The 18650-nt window shown below is 33.1% G+C and carries 16 protein-coding genes; 3 read left to right on the top strand and 13 right to left on the bottom strand.

All coding sequences use genetic code 11. The features are described from left to right. Positions 1–27: 27 nt before the first annotated feature. The 4 genes from gldD to mutY form a co-directional block, all read right to left on the bottom strand. A complete protein-coding gene (gldD, locus tag N1F78_RS07555; protein WP_406685565.1) occupies positions 28–606 on the bottom strand; it encodes a gliding motility lipoprotein GldD in 579 nt (192 codons plus the stop codon). Next, entirely contained in the window at positions 606–1910 is a 1305-nt protein-coding gene (locus N1F78_RS07550; RefSeq protein WP_406685564.1) for a gliding motility-associated protein GldE, read from the bottom strand. Before N1F78_RS07550 ends, gldD begins: the two co-directional genes overlap by 1 nt. Positions 1911–1958: 48 nt before the next feature. Beyond that, positions 1959–2411 carry a single-stranded DNA-binding protein gene (locus N1F78_RS07545; protein ID WP_406685563.1) on the bottom strand — a complete coding sequence of 151 codons (453 nt, stop codon included), beginning with the start codon at positions 2409–2411 and terminating at the stop codon, positions 1959–1961. Positions 2412–2527: 116 nt separating this feature from the next. Next, complete coding sequence (mutY, locus tag N1F78_RS07540; protein ID WP_406685562.1) at positions 2528–3568, bottom strand: A/G-specific adenine glycosylase; 1041 nt, start codon at positions 3566–3568, stop codon at positions 2528–2530. A 142-nt stretch (positions 3569–3710) separates the two neighbouring features. Here mutY and N1F78_RS07535 point away from each other — a divergent pair, with 142 nt between their 5' ends. Both N1F78_RS07535 and N1F78_RS07530 read left to right on the top strand, forming a co-directional pair. Next, positions 3711–4001: an HU family DNA-binding protein gene (locus tag N1F78_RS07535; protein ID WP_076698473.1), complete on the top strand. Its 291-nt coding sequence runs from the start codon at positions 3711–3713 to the stop codon at positions 3999–4001. Between the two features lie 412 nt (positions 4002–4413). Next, positions 4414–5958 carry an Rne/Rng family ribonuclease gene (locus tag N1F78_RS07530; protein ID WP_406685561.1) on the top strand — a complete coding sequence of 515 codons (1545 nt, stop codon included), beginning with the start codon at positions 4414–4416 and terminating at the stop codon, positions 5956–5958. 266 nt (positions 5959–6224) lie between these two features. Here the strand turns inward: N1F78_RS07530 and N1F78_RS07525 are convergent, their stop codons facing one another. From N1F78_RS07525 to N1F78_RS07505, 5 genes are all read right to left on the bottom strand, one after another. Then, complete coding sequence (locus N1F78_RS07525; RefSeq protein ID WP_406685560.1) at positions 6225–6770, bottom strand: hypothetical protein; 546 nt, start codon at positions 6768–6770, stop codon at positions 6225–6227. Between the two features lie 97 nt (positions 6771–6867). Further along, a complete protein-coding gene (locus N1F78_RS07520) occupies positions 6868–7578 on the bottom strand; it encodes a membrane or secreted protein (protein ID WP_406685559.1) in 711 nt (236 codons plus the stop codon). An 82-nt stretch (positions 7579–7660) separates the two neighbouring features. After that, positions 7661–8701: an aldo/keto reductase gene (locus N1F78_RS07515; protein WP_406685558.1), complete on the bottom strand. Its 1041-nt coding sequence runs from the start codon at positions 8699–8701 to the stop codon at positions 7661–7663. 153 nt (positions 8702–8854) lie between these two features. Continuing rightward, complete coding sequence (locus N1F78_RS07510; RefSeq protein WP_406685557.1) at positions 8855–9814, bottom strand: OmpA family protein; 960 nt, start codon at positions 9812–9814, stop codon at positions 8855–8857. 32 nt (positions 9815–9846) lie between these two features. Next, positions 9847–10608, bottom strand: coding sequence for an exodeoxyribonuclease III (locus N1F78_RS07505; protein WP_406685556.1), 762 nt, complete (start codon positions 10606–10608; stop codon positions 9847–9849). A gap of 124 nt (positions 10609–10732) precedes the next feature. Here N1F78_RS07505 and N1F78_RS07500 point away from each other — a divergent pair, with 124 nt between their 5' ends. After that, positions 10733–14155, top strand: coding sequence for a hypothetical protein (locus N1F78_RS07500; protein ID WP_406685555.1), 3423 nt, complete (start codon positions 10733–10735; stop codon positions 14153–14155). Here the strand turns inward: N1F78_RS07500 and N1F78_RS07495 are convergent. The 4 genes from N1F78_RS07495 to N1F78_RS07480 all read right to left on the bottom strand — a co-directional run bounded on the left by N1F78_RS07495 (position 14152) and on the right by N1F78_RS07480 (position 18633). Then, the gene (locus N1F78_RS07495) at positions 14152–15045 is read right to left on the bottom strand and encodes a M28 family peptidase (RefSeq protein WP_406685554.1); all 894 of its coding nucleotides are present in this window, start codon (positions 15043–15045) and stop codon (positions 14152–14154) included. The genes N1F78_RS07500 and N1F78_RS07495 overlap by 4 nt on opposite strands. Before the next feature lie 133 nt (positions 15046–15178). Then, positions 15179–15922 carry a succinate dehydrogenase/fumarate reductase iron-sulfur subunit gene (locus N1F78_RS07490; RefSeq protein WP_406685678.1) on the bottom strand — a complete coding sequence of 248 codons (744 nt, stop codon included), beginning with the start codon at positions 15920–15922 and terminating at the stop codon, positions 15179–15181. A gap of 22 nt (positions 15923–15944) precedes the next feature. Further along, positions 15945–17960, bottom strand: a complete 2016-nt coding sequence (locus N1F78_RS07485) for a fumarate reductase/succinate dehydrogenase flavoprotein subunit (protein ID WP_406685553.1) — start codon at positions 17958–17960, stop codon at positions 15945–15947. 10 nt (positions 17961–17970) lie between these two features. Next, complete coding sequence (locus tag N1F78_RS07480; protein ID WP_406685552.1) at positions 17971–18633, bottom strand: succinate dehydrogenase cytochrome b subunit; 663 nt, start codon at positions 18631–18633, stop codon at positions 17971–17973. Between the last annotated feature and the right edge of the window lie 17 nt (positions 18634–18650).

Here is an 18650-nt window from a genome sequence, read left to right as displayed (position 1 = left end):
TAGGCTTCTCATCATTGGGAAGCCTTTTTATTTCCATGTTATGGATTCCATTATACGTCTCATATCTTTTTGCAAATAATTTGCAGCGGGTAAAATAGAATCATAATTGGGTTTAGCATAAAAATAAAGTGACCCGGTTAAAAAGTGATTAACGCTATCCGTTATATAAAACTGAGCAGGCGAAGCCACATTTCCTTTTACTTCAGATAGCATACCATAAGCTTTCTGGTTTCTATTTTCATACGGATATCGTGGAATTTCATCAGCTTTCTTTGTGTGCTCTAAAGTAAACTTTTGAGCATCGCGTAAAAAATCTTGTAAATTCTTTTTATCTCCGTCTATGGCCTTATACGTTAAAAAAATGATTCCTTTTAAATCAGGATATTCTATATTAATACCATAACTCTCTGTTGAAGCATTCATTTTTTTTAAAGAAACCTTTTCAGCTAAAACATTAGTCTCAAATGAAAATGGAACATCTATAAGAGCATTTTTGTACCTTGCCTCTGGATAATCTAACCTTAAAAAAGCTTTTGGTTTTGGCTTGTAATCTTCGCCACAGGAAACACAAACAATTATTATTAAAAGTAAAATATAACGACTCATTAGATAATAGTGAATTTTACAAGTTTTATTCTTTTTCGGTCTAAAGATTCTATAGTGAAAACGTAATTCTCAAAATTTATTTTACTATTTAGCTTAGGAAAACTTCCAGATATTTCTAAAACAAAACCTGCAATGGTTTCCGCTTCCCCTTTATTTTCTTCAAAAAGAGCTTCATTATCAATTTTAGTAATCTTGTAAATATCTTTTAAAGCCGTCTTACCTTCAAATACATAATTGTTCTCATCAAGTTTTGAGTATTGTAAGTCTTCGTCATCAAACTCATCACTAATGTCTCCTACAATTTCTTCAATAATATCTTCTAATGAAATTAAACCAGATGTTCCTCCATATTCATCAACCACAACAGCTAAATGTACTTTTTTCTCCTGAAACTCAGACATTAAATCATCTAACTTCTTATTCTCAGGGACAAAAAATGGTTCCTTAATTAAGTTCACCCAATTAAACTGCTTTTTATTTATGTGAGGTAATAAATCCTTCACGTATAGAATTCCCTTAATCTGATCTATATTATCTTCATAAACGGGAATTCTAGAATACCCTTTTTCAATAATTTCAGGCATAATTTCAGCGTATTTCTGCTCAATATTTAATGCAAAAATATCAATACGTGGCCTCATTACCTGTTTGGTATCAGTGTTACCAAAAGATACAATACCTTGAAGTATTTTTTGTTCTTCCTTAGTGGTATCATCTTCACTTGTAAGTTCTAATGCTTGAGATAATTGATCTACACTTAAATTAGACTTGCGTTTACCTAATTTATTATGAATAGCTAATGTTACACCTTGCATTGGCAAACTTATTGGTGAAAACAGCACATCTAAAATCTTTAAAGGATATGCCATAAATGAAGCAAACTTTACATTATTTCTACTGGCATAAATCTTAGGTAAAATCTCACCAAAAAGTAAAATTAAAAAGGTGATAACAATGACCTCAACTATAAACTTTACTTGGGGGTTTATAATATTACCAAACATAAAATCTCCCAAATAAGCAAACAAAATAACCGTAGCAATATTAATGAAGTTATTAGCTACTAAAATTGTGGCTAATAACTTTTTAGGGCGCTCTAAAAGCACAGAAACTAGCTGTAGTCGTTTTGAGTTTTCCTCTAAACCATCTTCAATATCGTTTTTGGTTAGAGAAAAAAGAGCAACTTCTGCACCAGAAATTAGTGCAGAACAAATTAAAAGTAAAAACAGTAATACAAATCCGGAAACAATTGAAAAATCAATTGTTAACACTAAACTTAAAAAACTCGTGGGATCAGGGTCCAATACTTTGGTTTTAGTTATACAAAAAGCCTAATAACAGACTTGTAAATATTAAAACGGTAAGTCATCATTATCTCCTCCAATAGAATCACTTGGTGTTGACTCTGCTTTATTAGCAATAGCCGATTTAGAACCTGCCGATGCTTGAGCATTTTGCTCACTTTCATTTTTAGTACTTAAAAACGTAAAGTCTGAACATTGAATTTCTGTAGAGTAACGTTCATTACCATTATCATCCTGCCATTTTCTTGTTTTTAAACGGCCTTCAATATAAACTTTATCACCTTTACTTAAATACTTTTCGCAGATTTCAGCACCTTTATTCCTAACCACAATATTGTGCCATTCTGTGTTTGTAACACGCTCATTTGTTTGTCTATTAGTATAAGTCTCATTGGTTGCCAAAGGAAATCTTCCAATACATCCTCCTCCTTCAAAATAATGCATTTTCACCTCATCACCTAAATGCCCTATTAGCATTACTTTATTTAATGTTCCTGACATAGTTTTAATTTATTTAAGTATGCAAAATTACTTAATTGTAACTCATTTTTAAAATTAATAAAAAAATATGATTGGTACTAAAAGTATTCTATTGAATTCTATGTTTTAACCCCTAACTAAAAGTTAAATGTTTCAATAAAATTACCAATTAAAATTGGTACAGCATATCCATGTATATTGTTAATTGAAACACCCGCTACCTTAAGTCTCTCAACATTTATAATCCAAAACTTGGTATATAAATGTTGGTGAGATAGTTTATGTACTATACTTTGCTCATTATAAAGGGTTAATTCAAAAGGTGTGTTTTCAATAAGCTTATGCTTTTGTATTTCACCTTTAAAGACCTCAAAATCTAAATCTGTTTTCGTTTCAACTAAAGGAAATTGATAGAGATTTTGCCAAATACCTTTTCCTTCACGTTTCTCCAATATGGTTTTACCATCCGCTGATATAAATACCAAAAAATTAAAGTACTTCTTTTTTGCTTTAGCTAATTTAATCTTAACAGGCAATTCATTTATTCTATCTTTATTCAGTGCAATACAAGAATTACTAATAGGACACGAGCTACAATCTGGATTTTTGGGTTTGCATTGAATAGCACCAAATTCCATAATAGCTTGATTAAAATTGGCAGGCTCCTTCTTATCTATTAACTCTTGTGCTAAAGCTTTAAATTCTTTACTTCCTTTTGATGAATTAATAGGTGTATCAATTCCAAAATACCTAGATAGCACTCTATACACATTACCATCAACAACCGCAGTTACTTCATTATAACAAATAGATGCTATGGCACTTGCGGTGTAATCACCTACCCCCTTTAAAGTTAATAAACCTTTATAAGTATTAGGGAATACTCCACTAAGCTCATTAACAATATATTTTGAAGTAGCATGCAAATTTCTAGCTCTAGAATAATACCCAAGTCCTTGCCAAAGTTTTAACACCTTACTCTCATTAGCTTCGGCCAATTTAAATACAGTTGGAAATTCTCTTAAAAAAGCTTCATAATAAGGTAACCCCTGCTTAACTTGTGTTTGTTGTAAAATAATTTCAGAAAGCCATACCGCATAGGGGTCTTTAGTTTGCCTCCAAGGAAGATTACGCTTATTAATTGAATACCAGCCTGTTAAAGATTTTGAAAATTGCATCAACTGTTTTTAGACAAAGCGCTAAAATAAACCTTTATAATCTTAAATTTTAATGAATTAGGTTTGAAATATTGAATATTTAATTCCTATATTTGCATCCCTTAAAAATATTATATAGTAATTAAAAAAATAAAATTTTAAAATGACGAAGGCTGATTTAGTAGCAAAAATTTCTGAGAAATTAGGAATTGAAAAAGGAGATGTTCAAGCAACAGTTGAATCTTTTATGGAAGAAGTAAAAACTTCATTAGAAAGTGGTGACAACGTATACTTAAGAGGTTTTGGAAGCTTTATTATTAAAACAAGAGCTGAAAAAACTGGTAGAAATATCTCTAAGAATACAACTATTAAAATTCCTGCTCACAATATCCCTGCATTTAAGCCTGCAAAAGTTTTTGTTGAGGGGGTTAAAACTAACGTAGACGTTAAGTAATTGACAGTACAATGCTGAATATAATTCGGCAATAAAAATAAATTATTAATTAAAAAAACACACTATTTATGCCAAGTGGTAAAAAACGTAAAAGACATAAGGTAGCGACGCACAAGCGTAAAAAACGTAGACGCGCTAATCGTCACAAAAAGAATAAATAATTCAAAAAAGTAGTTAGATTAACTACTTTTTTGTTTAAAAACAACAACGTTCTTTGAAATGAGTTCATAGAGTATGAACTCCACGGGTTAAAAATCCTGTGAAGATTACTTAAATAATTTTAGGTAATCTAAAAATATTGTTTAATCCATCTGTACAATTTCAGTTTGCAGTATTCACTTTTAGCTAGCAGTTTAATAACTGCAAGTTAACCGAAAGCCGCAACTATAGAGTATGGATAAAAATTAACTAAATGGATAAAGAATTGATTATTCGATCTAGTTCCGATGCTGTTGATTTTGCCTTATTAAAAGATGGAAAACTAATTGAATTACAAAAGGATGAAGACGAGAATAATTTTTCTGTTGGTGATGTGTTTATAGCCAAAATAAGAAAAACTGTTCCGGGTTTAAATGCCGCATTTGTTAATGTTGGTTATGAAAAAGATGCTTTTTTGCATTATCATGATTTAGGTCCAAAATTGCCTTCCCTTTTAAAATTCACAAAACGTGTAAGCACAGGTAAGCTTAAAGATTTTTCTTTAAAAAATTTCCCATTTGAAAAAGATATTGATAAAGACGGAAAAATTGTTGATGTCTTAAAATCAAATCAATCGCTATTAGTACAAATAGTAAAAGAACCAATATCAACTAAAGGCCCAAGAATAAGCTCAGAGCTTTCTATTGCTGGTAGATATATTGTTTTAGTACCTTTTTCTAGTCGAATTTCTATTTCACAAAAAATAGAAGACCGCGAAGAAAAAGACCGCTTAAAACGCCTTGTGAAAAGTATAACACCACAAGGATTTGGAATTATTGTACGTACCGTAGCACAAGGCAAAAAAGTAGCCGAACTAGATAAAGATTTACAAAATTTGCTTAGTCGTTGGACAGCAATGTGTAAAAAGTTACATAAAGCCCATCATCCAAGTAAAGTATTAGGAGAAATGAACAAAGCCTCGTCTATTTTACGAGACATTTTTAATGACTCCTTTACTGGAATAACGGTTAATGATGAAGCGCTTTATTATCAAGTAAAAGATTACTTGCAAGAAATTGCACCAAAGAAAGAATCAATAGTAAAATTGTATCAGTCTAAAGTTCCAATTTTTGAAAAATTCGGAATAGAAAGACAAATTAAAACCTCTTTTGGAAGAACCGTTTCCATGGCTAAAGGTGCCTATTTAGTAATAGAGCACACAGAAGCATTACATGTTATAGATGTAAATAGCGGAAACCGTTCTAATAAAGCCAATAATCAAGAGGAAACAGCATTAGAAGTTAACTTAATTGCGGCAACTGAAATGGCCCGCCAATTACGATTACGTGATATGGGAGGTATTATTGTTGTAGATTTTATTGACATGACTAATGCGGCCAATAGGCAAAAGTTGTTCAATCATCTTCGTGATGAAATGAAAGATGATAGAGCAAAACATAAAATATTGCCACCAAGTAAATTTGGTCTGATACAAATAACAAGACAGCGTGTACGGCCTGAAATGAACATTAAAACCCGCGAGGAAAATCCTAACGGAGTTAATGGTGCAGAAGTAGAAGCACCCATTGGTTTAGTACAAAAAATTACGCATGATCTTGAAGTATTGTTTCGCAAAGACTATAAAAAGGTAACCTTAAACACACATCCTTTTATAGCAGCCTTTTTAACTAAAGGTTTTCCATCTATACGTTCAAAATGGTTTTTTGAACACAAAAAATGGGTTAAAATTTTACCAAGAGATGCTTACACATATTTAGAGTACCACTTTTTCGATAAAGATGGTAATCAAATTAAATAACTTAAAAAGCCTTACTATTTGTTTAGTAAGGCTTTTTTGTTTTTGGGTTGGGCGTTACCTTTATCCTGAACTTGGTTCAGGACCTAAGGTCAGGCTTTCCTCTATATCTTTTTTAAAGCTTCGCTTCGATACCTTCAGCCAAAATATATTTTGGTTTCGCCAATCTCAAAAAAGGGATGCCGCTGCAATCCCTAACGCAGTTTTCTGTAAATAGCATATCAAAATAAAAATCAACTATTTATTTGCTATGGTTTGTTTAACGGTTTTTAATGTTTCTTTTCCTTTTTAATCTCACCATTGTGATTATAGGTTATCCAAAGCCCACTTTTTTTTCCGTTAACTCTTATTCCTTCTTTAAACAAATAACAAACACCCAACTTACCCGAACATTTGTATAATCGATTGTATCTATTAAATTTTATATACAAAGGGGAGTCAAAAAACTCTTTTAGATTTTCAGCGTCAGAATCAATTTTTGTGGTTACAGATTCTATGCTTTTGTTTCCATTTCTGTCAAAACCATTCCAAGATAAAATATTTCCGTATTTATCCATATAAGTTTCATTTGCTATTTGACCGTTTTTATAGTATTGAATCATTTTGCCTGTACCAATTGAGTATTCTTCTGAATTATACTTATAGGTTGTCCAGCACGTAATCCACCAAATATTACCGTTTTTGTAATAAGTTGTGTCAGTTTTACATCTAATTTTTTCTAAGTCCTTTACAAGTTCCAAAAATCGATCGGAATGTTGAGAACTAGACAAATTCCAAATTAGAACTAAAAAAATTACTAAGAAATTACGTTTCATTTAAATCTTGTATAATGCAAAGCTAAATTTACATTTCAATGAGCCCTATCAGTTGCAAAACGAAGTTAGCTAAATTTTTAGTACAAAGTCAATTAAATCAATTTCTAACACTCCATATTTCATGAATAGGACTTCCTTTACTAGACAAACCTGAATGATGCCAGTTGCCATCAATTAATTCATAGTTGAATTTTAGACTCAAACCTGCTTTAGAGTCGTCTCTAGAAAAGAACTGAATATTCTCGATATATTCGCCATCAATGGTAGTATAAGTACCGCCACCGGTTCCCATAAATTGTTTAGTTTCGGTATTGTACGCAATCCATTGAAACTGGGTTCCAGATAATATTTTCATAGTCTTTCTAGGTCTGTTGGTGTCTCTTGTTTGGGTTTGTCCATCTCTTATTCTACCAGACATTAACCAAGCGCCTTGAAGTTCTCCAGGTGAACCATCATCAATTCTTTTTAATATCATATCATGACCCACAATCTTAATGGTATTTTCTGTAATAACAACTTTAAAAGTAACTTCGGTGCCTACACTTTCGGCATCATCGGTATGGAACTCCACTTTTTCTGTCATCATATCTCCTTCTAATTTCCAAGTACCACCGTTTGTGTGAATAAACTTTCCGGTAGTTACATTATATTTAGAAAGTACTTGGTAACCATCTGCAAAAATTACCACATTTCTTATTTTATCTCCATTCTCTGAAGTTTCAAAAGCTTCCCAAGCGCCAATAATGTTTTGAGCATACATTCCTAATGATAGAAATGTGCATACGAATACTGCAATAATTGTTTTCATTGTATTAGGTTTTATCTACCTAATAAAAATAAGGTTTCTTTTTGATACTTCGCCTGCCCTCAGTATAAGACAAAAGAATTTGTTATGGTGCCGGATTAGGAATAGCATTATGCACTGCATTAATCTGCTCTAACACATCATCACTTAAATCTACATCAATACTACTTATATTCTCCTCAAGTTGTTCTAAATTAGTTGCTCCAATAATGTTGCTCGTTAAAAAAGGCTGTTGGTTTATAAAGGCCAATGACATTTGAGTAAGTGACAAACCATTGTCTTGAGCTATTTTAAAATATTGCTCTGTAGCTTCTAAAGCTTGCGGACTGTTATAACGTCCTGCAAACCTAGGGAACAAATCAAATCTGGAGTTTTTGGGTACTTTGCCTCCAATATATTTTCCTGAAAGCGTCCCCGATGCTAAAGGTGAATATGCTAAAAGACCAATATTTTCACGAATAGATAATTCTGCTAAATCACCTTCAAAGGTTCTGTTTAATAATGAATATGCATTCTGTTTGGTTCTAATTCTAGGTAAATTATTGGTTTTAGATTCTTCTAAATAGCGCATGGTTCCCCATGCCTTTTCGTTAGAAATCCCAATTTCTCTAATTTTACCGGCTTTTATAAAACCATCTAAAGTTTGTAGAATTTCATTAAAATTATCTTCCCAAGTATCATTGGGATTATGTTTATAATCTCTTGGACCAAAAAAATTGGTTTTTCGCTCTGGCCAATGTAATTGATATAAATCTATATAATCAGTCTTCAAGCGTTTTAAACTGTTTTCTAAAGCTTCATTAAGCGCATCTTTACTATATCCTGTTTTACGAACATGAGCCGTATAATCTCCAGGGCCACAAATTTTTGTTGCCAATACAACCTTATCTCTGTTCCCAGATTTTTTAAACCAGTTACCAATGATGCGTTCGGTTTCGGCATAGGTTTCTGCAGTGGCTGGTACCGGATATAATTCGGCTGTGTCAAAGAAATTCACTCCTTTATCTAAGGCATAATCCATTTGCTCAAAGCCTTCATCTTGGGTGTTCTGGTTTCCCCAGGTCATGGTGCCTAGGCATATTTTACTAACTTTTATATCGGTGTTGGGTAGTGTAGTGTATTTCATATTCTATTTTTAGTAAAAAGTAAATATAAAAAACCTCTCAAAGTTATTTTACTTTGAGAGGTTTTTTATGCGTTAGGGATTGAACGGTCTGTTTGAGCTCCCCGACAAAGGAGGGAGCGAGTAGTGAAAGCCCGACCCTTGTGGTAACGCCTACTAATTATCATTCAATAACCTAGAAAGCTCATCTAACTTTGGAGTTAAAATAACTTCTATACGTCTGTTTTTAGCTTTTCCTTCTGAGGTGTCATTGGTTGCAATTGGTGCGTATTCACCACGTCCCGCAGCAGTTAAATTCTCTGGAGCAATAGCAGTGTTCTCTCTAAGAATATTTACAATAGCCGTGGCGCGTTTGGTTGACAAATCCCAGTTGCCACTTAATTGTCCGCTACCTTTATAAGGTACATTATCTGTATGACCTTCTATTAAAACTGCAATATCTGGATTGTCTCCCAAGACAGAACCTAACTGCTGTACAGCTCTACGACCTTCTGAATTAACAGCCCAACTTCCCGAACTGAATAACAGCTTATTTTCCATAGAAACATATACTTTACCATCACGCTGTTCTACAGTTAATCCTTTACCCTCAAAGTCTGTTAAAGCCCTCGAAATAGCATCTTTTAGGGCGCTCATTGCTGCATCTTTGTCTGCTATTACTTTTTCTAATTCTGCTACTCTGTTGGAGCGGTCTTCCAGTTCTTTTTTAAGTTTTGCTAAACGTGCATTTTCAGCCGCTAAAGCTTGTTCTTTAGCTTCAAGTTGTGCTAAAAGTTCTCTGTTCTTTTGAGAGTTTTTGGCAATGGCTGCTGAACTATTTTTCTCTAGAGCCTCATATGATGCTTTTAAAGCATCGTAATTAGATTTCATAGCGTTATAATCTGATTGCAATTTATCACGGTCTGCTAAAGCTTCTTCGTATGCTGATTGAATTTGCTTTAACTCATTTGTTGCCGCGTTTTTTGCCTTTAAAAGCGCCTCATTTTCATCGGATAGTTTTCTATTCTCATTCTTCAAATTATTGTATTTCCCTTCTAGTTCTTTATAAACTTTAGGAGATACACAAGATGCAAAAACTGCTAAGGTTAGTACTAATACTGAAATTCTTTTAATCATTAGGTTAGGTTTTGTGATTTGACTGTATTTAATTATTTATCTATTTCAACTAGTATTGGACAATGGTCACTATGAACAGCATCCGAGAGTATAACGGCTCTTTTAATGTTTTCTTGTAATGGCTCTGAAACCATGGCATAATCTAATCGCCAACCTTTGTTGTTAGCACGCGCATTGGCTCTGTAGCTCCACCAACTATATTGTTGTGTTTCTGGGTTTATATGTCTGAAAGAATCAATGAATCCGCTTTCTATAAAAGCACCAATCCACTCACGTTCAACAGGTAAAAACCCTGAAACGTTTTTCATTTTAGGATTATGAATATCGATTGCTTCGTGACAGATGTTATAATCGCCACAAATGATAAGATTTGGAATGGTTTTTCTTAGCTCGTTTACGTAATCTTGAAACATAGCCATATACTCTAGTTTATGCTCCAATCTAGCAATATTTGTGCCAGAAGGTAAATACAAACTCATAATAGAACAATTATTGAAATCTACACGTAAATTACGACCTTCAAAATCCATAGATTCAATACCGGTACCGTATTCTATATGATTAGGTTGGTTTTTACATAAAATTGCAACACCACTATACCCCTTTTTCTGTGCACTAAACCAATAGTGATACTTGTAACCAACTTCTTCAAAAATGCTTAAATCTAATTGCTCTTTTAAAGCCTTAATTTCCTGTAAACAAATAACATCTGGATTAGCCGCTTTTAACCAATCTATAAATCCTTTATTTATTGCTGCTCTAATGCCGTTTACGTTATATGATATAATTTTCACTCTCTTATCTTTTGATTTCAGCTAAAATAAATAATACATTACTTTTACACTATAGCTTTAACAAGCATTTATACAGAAAACTATCAACATACTATTTTAAACTTATTGTAGTTTAAGTATTTAAATGAAATATCTTTTACGCTTTCTTTTTTTTACCATTAGCATTTGTGGCTTTGCACAACAGCAAAACTCTAACTACAAAGTGATAAAAGTAGCTGTACAAGATTCTATAAAAATTGATAGCGTAAGTATTAATTCGAATAGTTTTTCAATACGGAGAAAAGATCAAACTTTAATTGATTCATCTTATTACCAAGTAGATTTTACAAAAGCGCTTTTAACATTTAAAAAACCCGTTGCAACCGATTCTATCATCATAAATTATTTGAAGTTTCCTGAGTTTTTGACCAAAACTTACAAGCAGTTAGATGAGTCTATTATAGTTTCAGACAACAGTAACAACCAAATACTTTACAAATTATCGCAACCAAATACCAGCAATACATTTACGCCTTTTGATGGTTTAACAACGTCTGGAAGTATTTCTAGGGGTGTTACTATTGGAAATAATCAAAACTCAGTTTTAAATAGCGAGTTAGATTTACAAATTACGGGTAAATTGAATGATAAAGTGTCGTTACGAGCTTCTATTCAAGATGCCAATATTCCGTTACAGGAAAGTGGTTATAGTCAGCGTTTAGATGAGTTTGACCAAGTTTTTATTGAACTATTTAGTGATAATTGGAATATTAGAGCTGGTGATATTGACCTTCAGAACAATAACTCGTACTTCGCGAAGTTTTCAAAGCGGGTACAGGGGTTATCGGTAAATGCTAATTTAGGCAACGAGGATTCTCAAACTAATTTATTTGCAGCCGGGGCTATTGTTCGTGGGCAATTTACTCGAAGCCAATTTACAGCTCAGGAAGGTAATCAAGGACCATACAAATTACAAGGACCAAATGGTGAACTATTTGTACTCATAGTATCAGGTAGTGAAATGGTTTATGTAAATGGCGTTCCTGTAAAACGTGGTGAAGACCAAGATTATATTATTGATTATAACGCAGGTGAAATTATTTTCAATTCAACCTATCCCATAACATCCGAAATGCGTATCACGGTTGATTACCAATTTAGTGAACGTAATTATTCTAGATTTGTGGCTTATGGCGGTGGTAATTTAAATAGTGAAAAATTAAAAATAGGCGTTTCAGTGTATTCTGAAAATGATGCTAAAAATCAACCTTTACAACAAAATTTATCTGATACTCAAGTTCAAATCCTTGCAGATGCGGGCGATGATAGAACACAAATGGTAGCACCGTCTGAAGTTCAAGAGGTCTTAAATGAAAACCGCATCTTATATAGAAAAGAACTCATTGGCGGCGTAGAAGCTTTTGTGTTTTCAAACGACCCAAACGATGAATTATATCGGGTCAATTTTACTCAAGTTGGAGCAAACCAAGGTGATTACAACCTTAGTAATATTAACGCCATCAATAATATTTATGAGTATGCTGGAGTTGGTTTAGGTAATTATGCTCCTATTGTACAATTAGTTGCACCAACCAAACTTCAAATTGCAGTTGTTAATGGAGGCTATCAACCTAATGAAAACACTAATATTACTTTTGAATTAGCTGGAAGTAAAAACGACCTGAATTTGTTTTCTAATTTAGATGATGATGATAATGACGGATTCGCAGGCAAGCTAAATATTGAACAAAGTCTTATAAAAAAAGATAGTATCTGGTCTTTAAATGTTTTTGCTAATGCCGACCATATTCAAGATAATTTTAGAACTATTGAACGCTTGTACAACGCTGAATTTGCTCGAGATTGGAACTTATTAAATTCAAACGGCAACGTTTCAAACATTAATATTGGTGACCAAACATTAATGCATTCTGGTATACGCCTATTTCATCCTGAAAAAGGTTTAGTTAACTATCAATTTGAGCATTTAAATTATTCAGATGGATTTAACGGCAATAGACATGTGGCTAACATTGATTTACAATTGAATAAATTTAGAGTCAACTCATATTCCAGTTTTTTGAATGCCACATCTAATTTAAATGAGTCCTCATTCTTAAGGTCATATAGCAGGCTTACATATGGCATGAAAAAAAGTTGGCTTGGAACCAAACTAGCAATTGAAGATAATGAGCAAAAAGAAGTTTCAACCCAAACTTTAACTCCTTTAAGTCAAAAATTCAAATCCTATGAGCTATTCGTTGGTGTTGGAGACAGTACCAACGTTTTTGTTGAAATAGGGTATAAAAACAGAGTTAATGACAGTATTAGAAATAACGAATTGCAAAAGGTAAATACATCCAACACCTTTTATTTAGATTCTAAATTTATTCAAAACAAAAACACCAATTTATCGCTTTATGCAAACTACCGCATTTTAAAAAGTGAAGAAGTTGGAATAGATGATGAACAATCTATAAACTCAAGACTTCAGTTTAATCAGAAACTTTTTAAGAATATAGTGCAATGGAATACCATTTTTGAAACCAATTCTGGTACACTACCTCAACAGGATTTCACTTATGTTGAAGTTGAAGCAGGACAAGGCACCTATACTTGGATTGATTATAACGAAAACGGCATACAGGAATTGGAAGAATTTGAAATTGCTCAGTTTCAAGACCAAGGCCAATATATTAGGGTGCTTTTACCAAATAGGGTTTTTATAAAAACACATCAAAATAGGTTAAGTCAAACCTTAATCATTAATCCATCTCAATGGTCTGTAAGTGAAAAAAAAGGAAAGAAATTTTGGTCCCATTTTTACAATCAGACCAGCTACTTAATTGATAGAAAAATTAGGCGTGATGGCAACAGTTTTGATTTAAATCCTTTTAAAAGTGATATAGATAATCAATTAGGTTTACAACTCAATTTTAGAAATGTTTTGTTCTTTAATAGGGGAAAACAGAAATATACAACTTCTTACACCTATTTAGAAAATAAAACCCGAAACATACTTTCGGTTGGTTTTGTTGAAAATAGCTTAAAAAGTCATCAGCTTAATTTCAATCATAAACTTTCAGATAATTGGTTAATGACAATACTTACAGCCCTTGAAGACAATGAAAGTTTAAGTGAGAATTTTACCAGTAAGAATTATAACTTTGAAGAAACACGTTTTAATCCTAAACTATCTTATTTGTTTAATGACAATTCCAGTTTTGACATCTTTTATCAATATGCAAAAAAGGATAATACCATAGGTGGATTAGAATCTTTAAATCAACAAAAATATGGAGCGTCCTTTATGTTTGCTTCCAATGCTAAAAGTGCCATTAATGGCGAATTTAATTTCTTTTCAAATACTTTTAATGGAAATCCTAATACACCAGTTTCTTACCAAATGCTCGAAGGCTTACAACCCGGAAAAAACTATACATGGACTTTGTTGGCACAAAAGAAACTTACAAAATTTTTAGATTTAAACTTAAGTTATTTTGGAAGAAAAACTGAGACCAGTAAAACCATTCATACAGGTTCTATTCAATTGAAGGCTTATTTTTAATGTGAATCAATTTTATTGAAAACGGAGAATATGACATTTACCGCCTCAGCATAAAATTCTGGGTGAATATTTTCAAAATCATCAGTGGGTTCATGATAATCTTCATGGTCTTCAACACCAAAATACAAAAATGGAATACCATTTTTATGAAAATTGGCGTGATCAGAGGAATACACCCAACTATCTTTATTATCATAACCATCGTGACCAGCAATAAGCTTTACTTTATTTGATTTAATACAGCAGACGGCATTTCTAAACCTCTTGTTTAAGTTTGATCCTACAACATACAATTCATTTTTATCACTCCTACTTATCATATCAATGTTAAGGTTAACTATAACTTCTTTAGGGTAAGACGAAAGACTATTCACAAAATACGCAGAACCTTTCATACCCATTTCCTCGGCATCAAAAGCCGCTAAAATTACTGAATGTTTTGGCGGATATTTTCTAAAATATTCAGCAAAACTAAACAACGCACTTAACCCAGAAGCATTATCATCCGCACCATTATAAATTTCTCCATTTATAATACCTTCATGATCATAATGGGCACTTATTACTATAAATTTATGTGGATTACTTGTTCCTTTTATATAACCTAAAATATTAGCCCCTTTATATTCTTTTTTACCTTTTTTAAAAGTAAAAGGCTGTTCAAAAGTCTTCCCAAACGGTTTTACTTTTAAACTATAAAACTGATTTATAATGTAGTTCCTAGCTTTTAACGCTCCTTTTGTTCCTGTTTTTCTACCTTCAAAAGCATCAGAAGATAACGCTTCAACATGCCTTAATAATGTTACGGTATCAAACCAACTATTTGAAGTCACTTGAGCATTAGAATACGACAGGGCTAAAAAAAATACTATGAAAAAATATTTTAACATAAACTACAATTAGTGCCTAACAAAAAATTAATATACACCTTTTTGAGAAACCTTTACTTAAAGTTATTTTTAAAACTAAAAACCCCATACTAACAAGTATGGGATTTCAATTTTAACCTAAAAATGGTTTATTTTATTTAACCGAAGCTTTAATAAGCTCTCTATTCATTCTAGCAATATTATCTAAAGAAATTCCTTTAGGACATTCTACTTCACATGCACCAGTATTGGTACAATTACCAAAACCTTCCAAGTCCATTTGAGCCACCATGTTTTTAACACGATCTGCAGCTTCAACCTGCCCCTGTGGTAACAATGCATATTGAGAAACTTTAGCCCCAACAAATAACATAGCTGAAGAATTTTTACAAGTAGCAACGCATGCACCACAACCAATACAAGTTGCTGCATCCATAGCCTCATCAGCTGCATGTTTAGAAATTGGTGTTGCATTAGCATCCTGAGTGTTTCCAGAAGTATTTACAGAAATATAACCTCCTGCTTGCTGAATACGTTCAAAAGAAGTTCTGTCTACAACCAAATCTTTAATTACAGGGAAAGCAGCAGCTCTAAATGGTTCAATTGTAATAGTATCGCCATCCTTAAACATACGCATGTGTAATTGACAAGTGGTTACTCCTCTATCTGGTCCGTGAGCTTCTCCATTAATATACATTGAACACATTCCACAAATACCTTCACGACAATCATGATCAAAAGCTACAGGTTCGTCACCAGAAGCAACTAATTGTTCGTTTAGAACATCCATCATTTCTAAGAAAGACATATGCTCTGAAATATCATTCACCTTGTAAGTTTCCATCTTACCTTTAGATTGAGCATCTTTTTGACGCCAAATCTTTAATGTTAAATTCATTCCTTTTCCCGACATAACTTTCTTATTTATATGAACGTTGTTTTAATTCGATATCGTTAAATTCTAATTCCTCTTTATGAAGTACCGCATCTGCTGGTTCTCCTTTATATTCCCAAGCAGAAACAAATGCAAAATCTTTATCATTACGCTTTGCTTCTCCTTTTTGTTCACCGTCTAGCTCTACAGATTCTTCTCTAAAGTGACCTCCACAAGATTCTTCTCTTACTAAAGCATCTTTTGCAAATAACTCACCTAACTCAAGGAAATCAGCAACTCTTCCTGCTTTCTCTAATTCAGGATTCATTTCATTTGCAGAACCAGGAACTTTTACCTCTTTCCAGAACTCTTCACGAATAGCTTTAATTTCCGCCATAGCTTCTTTTAAACCTTTTTCGTTTCGTGCCATCCCAACTTTATCCCACATTACTTTACCCAATCGTTTGTGAAAATGATCAACAGATTTTGTTCCTTTATTATTGATAAAGAAATCTATTTTACTTCTAACCTCTTTTTCAGCTTCTTCAAACTCTGGTGTATCTGTTGGAATTGCTCCCGTTCTAATATCATCAGATAAATAATCTCCTATAGTGTATGGTAATACAAAATAACCATCTGCTAAACCTTGCATTAAGGCTGATGCACCAAGTCTATTTGCACCGTGATCTGAGAAATTAGCTTCACCAATACAGTATAAACCAGGTACGGTGGTCATTAAGTTGTAATCAACCCAAACCCCACCCATTGTATAGTGAGTTGCAGGGTAAATCATCATTGGTGTCTCATACGGGTTTTCATCTACAATTTTCTCATACATTTGAAAAAGGTTTCCATATTTAGCCTCAACAATAGCTTGACCTAATTCGTATATTTTTGCATCTGAAGGGTTATCTATACCATTAATTTTAGCTTGCTCTTTTCCATAACGACTAATTGCGGAAGCAAAGTCTAAGTAAACTGCTTCTCCAGTAGCATTTACACCGTAACCAGCATCACAGCGCTCTTTAGCGGCACGAGAAGCAACATCTCGTGGTACTAAGTTACCAAATGCTGGGTAACGTCTTTCTAAGTAATAATCTCTTTCTTCTTCAGACAAATCAGTAGGCTTTTTGCGCCCTTCTCTAATTGCCATTACATCGTCCATGTTCTTAGGCACCCAAATACGACCATCATTACGTAAAGACTCAGACATTAATGTTAATTTAGACTGATAATCTCCCGAACGTGGAATACAAGTTGGGTGAATTTGCGTGTAACAAGGGTTTGCGAAAAACGCTCCTTTTTTATGAATTTTCCATGCTGCTGTGGCATTAGAACCCATAGCATTGGTAGATAAGAAATAAACATTTCCGTAACCTCCAGAAGCCACAACTACTGCATGGGCAGAATGACGCTCAATTTCACCAGTTATTAAATTTCTAGCTATAATTCCTCTTGCTTTTCCGTCTACCTTAACAACGTCTAACATCTCATGACGGTTGTACATTTGAATTTTACCACGAGCTATCTGACGATTCATAGCAGAATAAGCTCCTAATAATAATTGTTGTCCCGTTTGACCTTTAGCATAAAACGTTCTTGAAACAAGAACTCCACCAAAAGAACGGTTATCTAACAATCCACCATAATCTCGTGCAAAAGGAACACCTTGGGCAACACATTGGTCAATAATATTTGCAGACACCTCTGCTAAACGGTAAACGTTAGCTTCTCTAGAACGATAATCGCCACCTTTTACAGTATCATAAAATAAACGATATGTAGAGTCACCATCACCTTGGTAATTTTTAGCAGCGTTAATTCCTCCTTGCGCAGCAATAGAGTGCGCACGCCTTGGAGAATCTTGATAAGCAAACGCTTTTACATTATACCCTAACTCTGCCAATGTTGCAGCGGCAGAACCACCTGCTAAACCAGTACCTACAACTATTACATCTATTAGACGTTTGTTAGCTGGATTTACTAAATCTATTTTATCTTTATAGGTAGTCCATTTATCTTTAATAGGACCCTTTGGTACTTTTGAATCTAAAACACTCATATTCTAAAAATTAATGGTGATTAAAATGATGAAAAACTGCCACAATGATAAACCCCAATGGTATGATGATAGAGTATATCTTTCCTAAGGTTTGTAAAGTTTTTTTCCTTCCTGCGGTAGATCCCATAGACTGGAATGCAGATGTGAATCCATGCATCAAGTGTAGAGCTAATAAAATAAATGATACTACATAAGCAGCAACCCTCCAAATTGGTTCAAACTTTTCAACCAATTCATGGAAATAACGTGTTGGATCTTCTGGTTGAACATTAACATATTTAACATTTATCTCATGTACCCAAAAATCAGCAAAATGCAATACTAAAAAAGCTAGTATTACCAATCCGCTATAAATCATATTTCTACTCATCCAAGTAGAATTTGCAGCTCCATTATTTTTAGCATAACTTACTCCTGTTGCTTTTTTGTTCTTTAGCTCTAGAATAAACCCCATAACAAAATGAAATACAACACCAAAAATTAAAACTGGTTGTAAAGCAAATTGCACCAAAGGATTAGTTCCCATAAAGTGAGATAACTCATTAAATAAGTCTTCGCTAAAAAGAGAAGTAATATTAACTGCTAAATGTATAATCAGAAAAAACATGAGGAAGAATGCAGAAAGTGCCATGGCAATTTTTCTTCCAATTGAAGATTTTATAAATCCACTCATTTTGTTTGTTTTTAGTT

Source organism: Seonamhaeicola sp. MEBiC01930 (assembly GCF_045277075.1).
Classification (GTDB): Bacteria; Bacteroidota; Bacteroidia; order Flavobacteriales; family Flavobacteriaceae; genus Seonamhaeicola.
Note: the sequence above shows the minus strand (reverse complement) of the source record. Positions and strands in the feature narration are given on the sequence as shown.

What these genes read in the sequence shown, in the direction of transcription:
- gldD (WP_406685565.1), bottom strand. Translation starts at nt 606, where the DNA reads ATGAGTCGTTATATTTTACTTTTAATAATAATTGTTTGTGTTTCCTGT.
- N1F78_RS07545 (WP_406685563.1), bottom strand. Translation starts at nt 2,411, where the DNA reads ATGTCAGGAACATTAAATAAAGTAATGCTAATAGGGCATTTAGGTGAT.
- mutY (WP_406685562.1), bottom strand. Translation starts at nt 3,568, where the DNA reads ATGCAATTTTCAAAATCTTTAACAGGCTGGTATTCAATTAATAAGCGT.
- N1F78_RS07535 (WP_076698473.1), top strand. Translation starts at nt 3,711, where the DNA reads ATGACGAAGGCTGATTTAGTAGCAAAAATTTCTGAGAAATTAGGAATT.
- N1F78_RS07530 (WP_406685561.1), top strand. Translation starts at nt 4,414, where the DNA reads ATGGATAAAGAATTGATTATTCGATCTAGTTCCGATGCTGTTGATTTT.
- N1F78_RS07525 (WP_406685560.1), bottom strand. Translation starts at nt 6,770, where the DNA reads ATGAAACGTAATTTCTTAGTAATTTTTTTAGTTCTAATTTGGAATTTG.
- N1F78_RS07520 (WP_406685559.1), bottom strand. Translation starts at nt 7,578, where the DNA reads ATGAAAACAATTATTGCAGTATTCGTATGCACATTTCTATCATTAGGA.
- N1F78_RS07515 (WP_406685558.1), bottom strand. Translation starts at nt 8,701, where the DNA reads ATGAAATACACTACACTACCCAACACCGATATAAAAGTTAGTAAAATA.
- N1F78_RS07510 (WP_406685557.1), bottom strand. Translation starts at nt 9,814, where the DNA reads ATGATTAAAAGAATTTCAGTATTAGTACTAACCTTAGCAGTTTTTGCA.
- N1F78_RS07500 (WP_406685555.1), top strand. Translation starts at nt 10,733, where the DNA reads ATGAAATATCTTTTACGCTTTCTTTTTTTTACCATTAGCATTTGTGGC.
- N1F78_RS07495 (WP_406685554.1), bottom strand. Translation starts at nt 15,045, where the DNA reads ATGTTAAAATATTTTTTCATAGTATTTTTTTTAGCCCTGTCGTATTCT.
- N1F78_RS07490 (WP_406685678.1), bottom strand. Translation starts at nt 15,922, where the DNA reads ATGAATTTAACATTAAAGATTTGGCGTCAAAAAGATGCTCAATCTAAA.
- N1F78_RS07485 (WP_406685553.1), bottom strand. Translation starts at nt 17,960, where the DNA reads ATGAGTGTTTTAGATTCAAAAGTACCAAAGGGTCCTATTAAAGATAAA.
- N1F78_RS07480 (WP_406685552.1), bottom strand. Translation starts at nt 18,633, where the DNA reads ATGAGTGGATTTATAAAATCTTCAATTGGAAGAAAAATTGCCATGGCA.